The organism is Paraburkholderia nodosa (assembly GCF_001718195.1).
Lineage (GTDB): Bacteria > Pseudomonadota > Gammaproteobacteria > Burkholderiales > Burkholderiaceae > Paraburkholderia > Paraburkholderia nodosa_A.
On the sequence record NZ_MCNV01000039.1, the window covers coordinates 12,943 to 24,351 of the forward strand.

General features: G+C 57.2%; 10 protein-coding genes. All 10 read left to right on the top strand.

Features of this window, described 5'->3' with window-relative positions; all coding sequences use genetic code 11:
* Nucleotides 1–503 precede the first annotated feature (503 nt).
* The 10 genes from BFD71_RS42920 to BFD71_RS35735 all read left to right on the top strand — a co-directional run bounded on the left by BFD71_RS42920 (nucleotide 504) and on the right by BFD71_RS35735 (nucleotide 11,393).
* Nucleotides 504–893, top strand: coding sequence for a helix-turn-helix domain-containing protein (locus BFD71_RS42920; RefSeq protein WP_370684340.1), 390 nt, complete (start codon nucleotides 504–506; stop codon nucleotides 891–893).
* Nucleotides 894–1,018: 125 nt separating this feature from the next.
* On the top strand, nucleotides 1,019–2,086 hold the full coding sequence (locus BFD71_RS35695; protein ID WP_069268917.1) for a sugar transferase: 1,068 nt from the start codon (nucleotides 1,019–1,021) through the stop codon (nucleotides 2,084–2,086).
* A gap of 300 nt (nucleotides 2,087–2,386) precedes the next feature.
* Nucleotides 2,387–3,499, top strand: coding sequence for a polysaccharide biosynthesis/export family protein (locus tag BFD71_RS35700; protein WP_256095063.1), 1,113 nt, complete (start codon nucleotides 2,387–2,389; stop codon nucleotides 3,497–3,499).
* Nucleotides 3,496–3,930 (top strand): low molecular weight protein-tyrosine-phosphatase, encoded by a 435-nt coding sequence (locus BFD71_RS35705; RefSeq protein WP_069268919.1) that lies wholly within the window; start codon nucleotides 3,496–3,498, stop codon nucleotides 3,928–3,930. The genes BFD71_RS35700 and BFD71_RS35705 overlap by 4 nt, the downstream gene beginning before the upstream one ends.
* 43 nt (nucleotides 3,931–3,973) lie before the next feature.
* Nucleotides 3,974–6,208 carry a polysaccharide biosynthesis tyrosine autokinase gene (locus BFD71_RS35710; protein WP_069268920.1) on the top strand — a complete coding sequence of 745 codons (2,235 nt, stop codon included), beginning with the start codon at nucleotides 3,974–3,976 and terminating at the stop codon, nucleotides 6,206–6,208.
* Between the two features lie 76 nt (nucleotides 6,209–6,284).
* Nucleotides 6,285–7,517, top strand: coding sequence for an oligosaccharide flippase family protein (locus BFD71_RS35715; RefSeq protein ID WP_069268921.1), 1,233 nt, complete (start codon nucleotides 6,285–6,287; stop codon nucleotides 7,515–7,517).
* Nucleotides 7,518–7,545: 28 nt separating this feature from the next.
* The gene (locus BFD71_RS35720) at nucleotides 7,546–8,745 is read left to right on the top strand and encodes a capsular polysaccharide export protein, LipB/KpsS family (RefSeq protein WP_069268922.1); all 1,200 of its coding nucleotides are present in this window, start codon (nucleotides 7,546–7,548) and stop codon (nucleotides 8,743–8,745) included.
* Between the two features lies 1 nt (nucleotide 8,746).
* A complete protein-coding gene (locus BFD71_RS35725) occupies nucleotides 8,747–9,277 on the top strand; it encodes a serine acetyltransferase (RefSeq protein ID WP_069268923.1) in 531 nt (176 codons plus the stop codon).
* Entirely contained in the window at nucleotides 9,274–10,260 is a 987-nt protein-coding gene (locus tag BFD71_RS35730; RefSeq protein WP_069268924.1) for a glycosyltransferase, read from the top strand. Before BFD71_RS35725 ends, BFD71_RS35730 begins: the two co-directional genes overlap by 4 nt.
* Complete coding sequence (locus BFD71_RS35735; RefSeq protein WP_069268925.1) at nucleotides 10,257–11,393, top strand: glycosyltransferase; 1,137 nt, start codon at nucleotides 10,257–10,259, stop codon at nucleotides 11,391–11,393. Before BFD71_RS35730 ends, BFD71_RS35735 begins: the two co-directional genes overlap by 4 nt.
* The last annotated feature ends 16 nt before the right edge of the window (nucleotides 11,394–11,409 follow it).

The following is an 11,409-nucleotide window of genomic DNA, read 5'->3' on the forward strand; positions in this document are numbered from 1 at the left end:
GCGCCATTCGAGAAAGAAGTTATGATGCGACGCAACGACGATGATTCACTTAGAGATATTTTTGAACCGAAAGATGAGCTGTCGGATCGATCAAGACTGACGATCGCGAAGTGCGCACTTGCCGGTCTCTGTGTTCAAGGAATTTCTCACCTCGTCTCGAAGGTGTGCCGATTTATTCTGATCGGACCAGCACGTTCGAGCCGTGTGGCGGCGCGCGTTGTCGATAGCCCGCTTCAATTTGCATTTGATAGTGCGGATAAGTGCAAAGCACCCAGGAAAGGCTTAACCGGTGGCTGGAAGCGCTCCGATGCGTCAGTGATCGACAGGGGATCCATATGAGTACGCGGGTGAGCAGCGTGGCGGCTATCAAAGACTCCGCACTGATGTCTGTATCTAGTGGCGATGGAAGCAATGCAATGCAAACGATCACAAACGGGATCGTTTTGAATTATCGAAATCGTCCAGGGAGAAAGGTACAGCGGGAGGCACGAATTGAAGGACTGATGCGGGTATCCGCGAGAAATCTCCAATTGGCCTGTGGAAATCGAGTGTCAACAGCAGAGGCGGCACAGCGCGCGGCCATGAGGGAGCGGACCTTCCTGAGGCGTTTCAAGCAGAAGATAGGGGTGTCTCCACGGGAATTCTTGCGACGTGCTCGTCTTGAGAGGGCGTGCTCGCTGCTCGCACAAACGGACCTGTCAATAGAGAAAATTGCGCGTCAGACGGGATTTGTCGGGGGAAATTGCATGGCGAACCTGTTTCGCCGTCACCTTGGGACCACTCCGACTGAATATCGCGCTGGGGTGCGCAGCACAACAGGCGGCTTGTTCAACTGCCCAACGCAAGCAGGTGCGGTAGAAACGACCCACGTACAACTGAAGTCTGAAGTGTGACCAGGTGGGGTGCCACACCTGACGCAGCAATCATGTGATGTACCTCCTTCCATGACGTGTATGAATTGATCTGGTGATCTACGGATCGCTAGCGCTCGCTTGCGTTCGATTAGGATACCGAAATTATGAACTCGATATTCAGAAGAGCCGTAGATGTCGGATTGATCGTTCTCGGATCAGTTGTCCCGCTTTTCTGCGGTACGCTGGAAGGACCTGAACACCACGTATTTGATGGCTCGCTTGTTGCGTTCGCCGCGGCGCTGGCGCTATCCGTATTTCCAGCTTGCGGCATCTACGACTCTGGCTCGAGATATTCGCCGCTCAACCTGTTCAGCCGAACGGTTCTCGCGTGGATCGTTGTTCAGGGAGCGACAACTTTGTTGCTGTATGTCTTGCACAAGGCGCAAATCCTGTCGAGTCTGTGGTTTGCATACTGGACGGTTACGAGCGGCATCGGGCTTCTCATTTTCCAAGCGCTTACGCTCGCGATCTATGGAAAGATCGAGCGCGTCGCACGCTGCCGACCCGCTGTGGCAGATGGTAGGGATCCTGCTCATAAGAGACAGGGCACGGTTGGGGCGGTCGTAAACCGGATGATAAAGCGTGGTGTGGACATCCTTGGTGCCGCGGCACTGCTGATTCTGCTTTCCCCCGCGCTGCTCGGACTCGCGTGGTTGGTCAGGCGTGACGGGGGAAGTGCAATATTCGGTCATGTGCGGGTTGGCAGAAACGGACGCCGCTTTAAGTGCCTGAAGTTCCGCTCGATGATTCCGAACGCGGACGTGGTCCTTAAAGAACTTCTCGCGCGGGACGCCGATGCCCGTGCCGAATGGGACAGAGAATTCAAGCTCAAAAATGACATTCGAATCACGTCAATCGGCCACTTTCTTCGCAAGACCAGTCTCGACGAGTTGCCACAGCTGGTGAATGTCCTGAAGGGCGAGATGAGCCTGGTGGGTCCGCGACCAATCGTCGAAGCCGAACTCACCCGCTATGGGACCGATGTCGGGTACTACCTGATGTCCAGCCCCGGAATGACCGGACTTTGGCAGGTCAGCGGGCGCAATGACACCGATTATGCGACGCGCGTGGCACTAGACGTTGCCTACGTCAAGAACTGGTCGATATGGCGCGATGTATCGATTCTCGCCAGAACATTCAGCGTCGTACTGCGTGGTTCGGGCGCGTACTGATGTCAACAGCTGACCACCGTTGGTCCGATCCTGGTTCCGTGCCAACCGGCGGAAGCTAGCGGGAGTGGTGCGTTTCTTCGCTCAGAGGCGTCGCGCTTTTGTCGGGGGGGCGGGCAGGTGCATTACAAGTCTGATCTCTGGTCCGCTCGCCGTATTCGCATTTTCGGATCGCGAGCATGCCAGAACTTCAACACAACAGATACGAGTGGACGAGTGTACGAAAGACGAATGCGAAGTGTGTGGCAAGGGGCGTGCTATTCCCTTGATAAGCTCCGCCGGGGGCGGAGCGGGTTGACACTAATGGTTTTGTCGGTGGCGGCCGCGTTGTCCGCGTGCTCACTTTCGCCGGGTATGCGCATGGAGCAGCCGGCGACGCTTTCAGCTGCCAGTCAGATCGGACCTGACGGAAAGAATGGGCAGACGGCGGCCCTGGGTGTGCCCGTTACGAATATCGACATTGCGTTGATCCAGAAGTTGAGGGACGCGCAGGCGGCTTCCCCGAACGGCACCTCGGCCATCTCGGTTGTCCCGCGCCCGTACACAATCGGTCGAGGCGATGTACTACAGATAACGGTTTGGGATCACCCTGAACTCGCGGTCGCGGCCGGCGCGCAACCGCAGGCGACAACGCGCGCCGCCGACGCGCCGCCGGGCTTCGTCGTTGACCAGGACGGGACGTTGCAGTTCCCTTATGCGGGCAGAGTACGCGTTGCCGGTTTACAGCCGGAGCAGATACAGGTGCTGTTGACGCAGCGGCTCAGCAAGAGCTTCCAGGACCCACAGGTCAGTGTGCGGGTCGCGTCCTACCGTGCGAAGCAAGTCTATATCGAAGGCGAAGTACATACGCCCGGCTCACAGCCGCTGAACGATATTCCCATGACGTTCTACGACGCTGTCAGCCGTGCAGGCGGGTTCGAGTCAACCGCTGATCAGAGTCGCGTCGTCCTGGTGCGCAACGGCGTATCGGAGCGCATAAACCTGACGGAAATGGCGGTTCGGGGGCAGAACCCATCACGCATCCTTCTTCAGGACGGGGACCTGCTCCGTGTGCTACCGCGCGAAGACAGCGGCGTATATGTCATGGGGGAGGTGAACAAGCCTGTTACGGCTTTGCCTATGCGCGACGGGCGGTTGACGCTCAGCGAGGCAATCCTTCAGGCCGGCAGTATCAATTCAAACACTGCGGATGCGGCACAGGTTTATGTGATTCGTGGTGGAGTAAAAAAGCAACCGGAAATTTTCCATCTGGACGCCGCGTCTCCGGTCGCCATGATTCTCGCAAACCAGTTTGAGCTGCATCCGAAGGACGTTGTGTATGTCGATGGCAATGGCCTGGTGCGCTTTAGCCGCGTGTTGAGCCTCCTGTTGCCAGCCATTAACGCTGGTCTGACCGCCGCGATCGTCACGAAATAATGAACTCAATCCTGGTTGTTTGTGAAGGGAATCTCTGTCGTAGCCCGATGGCTGCCGCAATGCTTGGTTCGCTTCTCAAGGAGCAACAGGTAGCCTCAGCAGGGCTGAACGCACTCGTCGGGATGCCCGCTGCGCAATACGCGTGTGATGTGATGCGCGAACGTGGCCACGATATCACCGGTCATCGTGCGACACAGATTGCGCGCTCCCTGTGTTCCTCGGCCGACGTAATTCTTGCAATGGATGGAGCGCAAAAACGTCAGATCGAAAGCCAGTTCTCCTTTACACGGGGCAGGGTGTTTCGCCTCGGTGAGTTTTTGGACATTGATGTCGAAGATCCATACCGCCGACCGAAATCGGAATTCGAGCGTTGCGCCGAACTGATTTCAGTCTGCCTTACTGAGTGGACGGCTCGCTTTAGTGCGCTGTGATCCGAGATATCCGGGGGGCAACCCCGTCGTACGTTAAAAAGACATGACTAATACACCTGTGCCAACGCCGCAGACCGCAGACGATGGTGATCGAGACCTCTTTGTGGTGCTCGATACCCTGCTTGAGAACCGATGGCTCATCGCGACAATAACCGCGTGCTTCCTGGTGGCCGGTGTCGCGTATGCGCTTCTCGCAAAGCCAGTGTTTGAAGCAAGCATCATGGTCCAGGTCGAGGACAGTCCGGATACCTCCGCGGCGAAGAGTTTGCTCGGTGACATCTCATCGCTCTTTGACGTGAAATCGTCGGCTGCGGCAGAAACCCAGATCGTCGCTTCGCGCCTCGTAGTTTCGCGAACGGTCGATGCCTTGAAGCTCTATATCGATGCCCAACCGAAGCGCTTCCCTGTGATAGGAAGCTTTATCTCACGACACTATGACGGTCTTTCGCAGCCGGGCATCGCTGGCATTGGAGGCTTTGCCTGGGGAGGAGAGAACATCGCAGTATCGCAGTTCGACGTCCCCCGGAAATACGAGCAGGACAGGTTCAAGTTGACCGTCCTCGACGCAAACCGGTACTCCCTGAGCGGAAGTGACCTCGACCAGGACTTCATCGGCCAGATCGGTCGCAAGGAAGTCATCACGACGCCGCGCGGCCCCATCGTGCTTCACGTCAATTCCATTGACGCGAACGCTGGCGCGGTCTTCGTGCTGGTCCGAAATTCGAGGGAACGGACCATTGACGATATCCAGGACCGACTGGATGTGCAGGAGAAGGTCAAGCAGTCGGATGTCGTCGTCGCGACGATCCAGGATACCGATCCGTTGTGGGTGAGCTCTACGATGAACGAGATCGGCCACCAGTACATCCGCCAGAATATCGAGCGGAAGTCAGCCGAGGCCGCTCAGTCACTTGACTTCCTGACGGGTCAACTTCCTGCCTTGAAGCAGCAGCTTGCTGATTCTGAGGCGAGGCTGACCAAATTCCGGAATGAGCGCGGTACGGTTGATCTCACCGAGGAAGCCAAAGTCGCGCTCGCGCAGTCTTCGGATGCGAAGACTCGTTTGCTGGAGCTCGAGCAAAAGCGCGCTGAACTTTTGACGCACTATACCGCGACCCATCCGAGCGTAATTGCCATCAACAGGGAGATCGCAGCCCTCGACGGATATGCGAGCTCGACTGAGCAGGAGATGCGTCGACTTCCCGAGATTCAGCAGGAATTTGTCCGGCTCATGCTCGACGTAAAGGTCAATACGGACCTGTACACGGCATTGCTGAACAATGTCCAGCAACTGCAACTCGTGCAGGCAGGCAAGGTCGGCAATGTCCGCCTCGTTGACGTCGCTGCGATTCCGGAGCTCCCTGTCAAGCCGAAAAAGCCCCTCGTCGTAATCGCATCGCTCCTGTTGGGACTGCTCGTGGGCTGTGGAACGGCGATCGCACGTTCGATGTTGTTTCACGGAATCACCGACCATAACGAGATAGAGCGTCGTCTCGGCCTCAGTGTGTACGCGACGTTGCCGTACAGCGAGCACCAGAACGATCCTGGCGACGGAAAGAAAATGCAGAGGCGGGGCAAGGCGACGGTGCTGTCAGTCGACTTTCCTGGTGAACCCGCTGTCGAGTGCGTGCGCAGCCTGAGAACCGCAGTGCAGTTTGCAATGCTCGAGGCGAAGAACAATATCGTGCTGATTGCAGGTCCAACGCCAGGTGTAGGGAAGACCTTTATTTCGACCAATCTCGCGGCGGTCATTGCGAGCGGTGGCAAGCGCGTCCTGCTTATTGACGGCGACATTCGGCGCGGTCGCGTGCACGATTATTTCGGCGTGGCGCGTGCCGGTGGGTTGACCGATCTGATCGCCGGTCAAGCGGAGCTCGACGATGTTGTCCACCGTAATGTCGTAGACGGGCTTGATTTCATTACAACCGGGACGATTCCGAAGAACCCGGCGGAACTGCTACTTAAGCGCCGGTTGTCGACTGTGCTCGACGATCTGTCGAAGCAGTACGACATTGTGATCATGGATACTGCACCGATTCTGGCGGCGCCTGAAGCGGGTATTCTCGGCGGCTTTGCTGGTATCACCTTTGTTGTGGCACGCGCGGGGATGACGCGTCTCGGCGAGATCGCGGAGTCGACCAAGCGCTTTTCGCAGAACGGCGTCAAGGTCAGTGGTGTGATATTCAACGGCGTCAACCCTCGTCTCGGCCAGTATGGCTACAAGTATGGCGGCTATCGTTATGTCGCGTACCAGTACGGTACGGCTGCAGAAGAGTGACGCGTGCACGTCTCAACGCGCATCGAACCCGGCCTGTCGGGTCGACTTTGCCGGTTCTCACCCCGGAGGTAATTTAATGGTCAACCCGAGGGACTCGCTCATATCGCTCCTGGGTGTCGTGTCCGGGCAAGCGGCATTGTTCGCGTGCATCTTCCTGATTGGCCGCTGGGACGGCCCTGGCGCGCTGGGGGAGTTCAACTACCAGCTCGCACTTGCGACGTTCGGCGGGACGCTGCTAGGGCTGAGGTACGAGCTCGCGTGCGTCAGCGACAGTCCGCGCGAGTCCTTTGGCGCACTTGTCAACGTAATGGGTCTTGCGCTTGTATTGGCAACGCTCCTCGCAGGGGTCGTCGCCGTCGCTGGGCGCGCAGAATATTATGCGCTCGTGGGCTACGGATTCGCCGCGTTCACGCAGATCGCCGCTGGCGCATTCCTGAACAGCATGCGGTGGTACGGATGGATCACAGTCTCGAGGGTGGTCACAAATTGCGGCTTTCTCGCGTACCTGCTACTCGGTCAAGTCTGTACCGCTTGTGCGAAGGTTGGCCTCTTTGACGCGTACATGGTTTCGACGGCCAGCGTCGCGATTGTGATGGCAGCGGGGATCGCAGTGATCGGCAGCCGACGCGGATACGCTTTCAAGCTGTCGCCCAGATTCTTTGCGGACAACAGACGATTTGCTGCGTACATCCTGCCGTCGACGATCTGCGCGTCCGTGTTGACTTATGCGTTGGCAATTGTGATACCGCATTGGTATGGCGCGCGCGTTGCTGGGTATTTCGCCCTCGCGTACCGGCTGGGCTTCTTCCCCGTCTCGCTGATTGGCCAGAGTATCGGAGGGGTCTTTAGGCGTGATGCTATCGGTGCGATCGCTCGCGAAGATGCACGAAGTGCGTTGCCTAACGTCTACCGCATCTACGCGCGCTCGCTGGTTGGAATAGCAGCTCTCTACGCAATTGGCGGCCTTGTGCTATTTGAGCCGGTTGTGACGTGGGTCTTTGGATCGAAGTGGTACGGTGCCGTTCGATTTTTCAATAGCCTCATACCGCTATTCGCGCTGCAACTCATCTACGTCCCGCTTTCCCAGATCTTCCTCGCGACGCGTGCGCAGCGGACCGACTTCATGTTTCAGCTCCTGTCTGGAATCTCCCTGTTGACTGCTCTATGTATTGCGAGATGGTTTGACCTGTCAGCAGAAGCAAGCGTATTCACATTTTCGCTCGCAGGTGCAGCACTAATGGCAGGCGGAATAGGAATTACGTATCGCGTACTCAACGCGAATCTGGTGCGGCTGAGCCCAGCTGTCTAATCGAGAAAGGGAAAACGGAGATCTACCGATGATTCTGATAGTCGTTGACTCTCTCGAGAGATACTACTTCGCCGCGAGGCTCGTGCATGCCGTTAGAGGGGAGTATGACTTCCTGTTCCTGACGAGTGAGCCGGTTGCCCATCTTCGCCTGAAGTGTGCTGGCTACCGTTCATACTACATACGCAAGGCCAGAAATCTTTCACTGGACGTGGACGAATACTGTACAGAATATCCTTACGATCGCTCGATTGAGGTGCTAAACGGGCAGGTGAGTCGGGAACGCGCGCGCATAGAATCCAGCGCGGTTGTGCGTTGTGTGTCGTCGGTCCTGACTCGGTTTAGCGTGACCCAGTGTTTTATGTGGAACGGTCAGCAACTGGTCTGCCGGGCTGCTTCTCACGCCTGCCTGATACATGGGGTTCCGCGGAGGTTTCTTGAGATATCCAATCTCCCCGGCAAGCTCTTCGTGGATTCGTCGGGTGTCAATGCACTTTCCAGCATCTGTCGGGATCCGGCTGTGATTGATCGGCTCCCGTTGCCGGAAGAGGAGACGCACCGGCGTTGGCTGACGAATTACGAAAGCGCCAAGTCCAAACCGTTGCCTCAGGCTCGAACTTCGCTGAAGCGAAAGCTCGTCTCGGGAGTGAACTACGTTCTGAAGTTCGCGAGTTCGGGTGTTGGGCGTAAGCGTCTTGCAAGCGTTCGTGCACGAAATGGCGGTCGGAGACCAGTTGACATCAAGAACTACGTCGCCTCCGAGCTGTCGACGCAGCGCTACGTGTTTCTGCCTCTTCAGGTCTCGGGCGATACACAGATCAAGCTGCATTCAGAGATCGATAACCTGGGGGCGATCCGGCATGCGTTGGAGTTCGCAGCTACGCTGGATGCTGCGTTGCTGGTAAAACTTCATCCGGCGGAAAATGACGAGTCTGCGATCAGTGCAATTGAGGCTATGCGGGATAGGTGTCAGTTTACTCTGGTGTCGTCGCCGACGACCGATCTTATCAAGCATGCACAGGCAGTCGTGACGATCAACTCGACAGTAGGACTCGAGGGATTGCTGTACGGAAAGCGTGTGATTTCACTTGGGCGCTGCTTCTACAAGAACTTCGACCGGACGCGGCTGCTGAAATACATACATTCATTCCTGATCGACGGAGTTGACTACTTCTCTTCGGACGGTATTTCTCCGGAGTCCGCCCGCAAGGTATTTTCTATCGAGCATTGAAATGACAGTTACGCTCAGAAAAACACTTGACTCAGTCGCATCGGACTACGTAAGGAATCCGTATTTCAAGACGCGATTTGTGATGATCTTCTTCCGGATTGTCAATTATCTCGCCTGCAGGAGCGTCGTGACGCTCATATGCGGGGCACCCCTCATCGTCCTGTACATCTTCATCTGCGATTGGCTAATGGGAATCGAGATACCAGTTAAAACGAGGATTGGAAAGGGACTCGCCTTGTTTCACGGAACTGGAATGGTGATCAACGGATACGTCGTCATCGGCGAATACTGCACGCTGCGCCACGGCGTCACACTCGGAAACACTATCCAGCGGGATGGCTCGATCAGCGGCGTGCCGAAGATTGGCGACCACGTGGAGTTCGGCGCCCACTGTGTCGTGGTTGGAGATGTGCTGGTTGGGGATCATGCGCGCATAGGCGCAGGGGCAGTGGTGCTCACTGACGTCCCGGCGCGCGCTGTCGCCGTTGGCGTACCGGCGCGGATACTCGAAACGGGGGATTGCATCCAGTGAGCGTATTTATCCTTCATCCAGGTAAAGCGAACTATCCCGAGATCGAGGCATATAGCGATTGCCTGGCGCAACGAGGCGTCCCTGTCGAGCACGGGGATCTGAGCGCGCTCAATCGCGTAGCGGAGAATCGTCGAGCAGTCCTTTGGTGCATCATGGGGCTCTATCGTGCGCTGCCGCCCGCAAGATTTGTGGTTCACGACTATCGGTCTCTTTCTGTTGGCCGGATGGCGTTCGTCAAAGACTGGATCAAACGCGCACTGAACGCCAGGCCGAATCTCCGCATTTTTCAGAATGTGCGGATGCGGGATGCTATGGGCTTCAGCGACGGTGTTCCATCCTTGCTGCTCCCTATGGGTGTTCCGGACTGGATCTTTGATGTCACCGACGACGATGCGACATCAATGCCGGCTGGAAAGTTTTGCTACATAGGCGAAATGAGCCGCGAACGCGGATTTCATAAGGTGCTGGGGGCATTCCGCGACGCTCGTCGCGATCCATCTGAAGCATTGATTCTGGTCGGGCGACCGGAGCCATCGATTCTTGATGAGTTTCGGGACGTCCCGGGGATCGTGTTCACGGGTCGCGTGCCGCAGCAGGATGCACTGCGTATCGTCCGACGCTCCGACCACGCGATCTGCTATTTCCCCTATCACCGGCCGCATTGTTTCCAGACGCCGACGAAGCTTCTCGAGTACGCCGCGCTCGGAAAATCAATCATCTGCAACGACGCTCCGTCGAATGTGCTCGCTGCGCGCGAACTCGATATTCGGTGCCATGTAACCGGACCGCGGATATTCGATGAACTGTTTTCAGGCGCTCCGATAGCGCTGCAGCGGAACGACCCGAGAAAAATCGTATCGCTCGAATGGAGCCGGGTTATTGAGCGCTCTGGGGTGCTCGAACGCATCGGCGCGGCTACGGGGCAGGCACCCCTGATGACGCATCAACGGGTGAGAGTCAACGAGGGAGGGCAAACGCGATGAGGATCGTACATATTCTGGAGTCGACTGCAACCGGCACATTGTCGATGGTTTGTTTGATCGCGAATGGGCTTGCGCGCGAGGGCCACAAGGTCGATGTGATTTATTCAATCCGTCCCGACACGCCCGCAGCGTTACCTGGCTTATTCGCCAGGAATGTCAGATTGCACCATGTGCAGATGAAGGATGTCTCGCTTATGCGCTCTGTCTCGGCGCTGCGCTCGAAGTTGATCGGCCTGAATCCGGACATCGTGCATCTGCATTCGTCCTTTGCCGGATTTCTTGGGCGTATCTCCACACTCCTCGCACTGCCTCGGACAGCGTTCTTCTATAGTCCTCACTGCATCTCGTTCATGCGACGCGACATCTCAACTCCGAAGCGGTTGCTATTTGTGGGTCTCGAGCGCGTCGCCGCACTGCGACGTTGCGTATACGTCGCTTGTTCGGAGAGCGAGCAGCAAGTTGTGCGTCGATGGTTGCGGCAGCCCGTGAGGCTTGTCGAGAATGCGGTAAAGGCGCATGCGGCGAAACCAGGTGAGAACGAAGAGCAGAAAGAGAGCCAAGATTTTTGTGTCGTGACGGTCGGTGGCGTGCGGCCCCAGAAGAATCCGGGCCTGTTCGCGGAGATTGCCCGGCGGCTTGACCGTCCTCACGCCCGCTTCGTGTGGATTGGGGACGGGGACGACGCCCTGAAGCAGGAGCTACGTGCTGCCGGGGTGATCATAACGGGGTGGCTCTCCCGCCGTGACGTACGGTCGTGGCTTGAACGTGCCGATGCGTATCTGTCGACCTCGTCATGGGAAGGCATGCCGGTTTCAGTCGTCGAGGCAATGATGGCGGGAAGCGCCGCGATTGTGTCTGATTGCGCAGGGAATGTCGATGTCGTTAGGCATCTCGAAACGGGCGCCATTTTCTCGAGCGCCGCTGAAGGAGCAGAATTGCTTGGACGGGTTATCGATGATCCGGAGTTCCGTGCGGGCCTCGCGTCGCGCGCGCGCATCGAGGCAAAAGACCGGTTCACGGAGAAGCGATTCTTTCAACAACTCGCGCCGGTATATGAGGACGAGTTGAAGCGCCGGCAGCGATCAAGGCACCACAACGTCGACCGCACAATCTTGCGGCAGCACACATCGTAATTCCTCGGGGAAAATG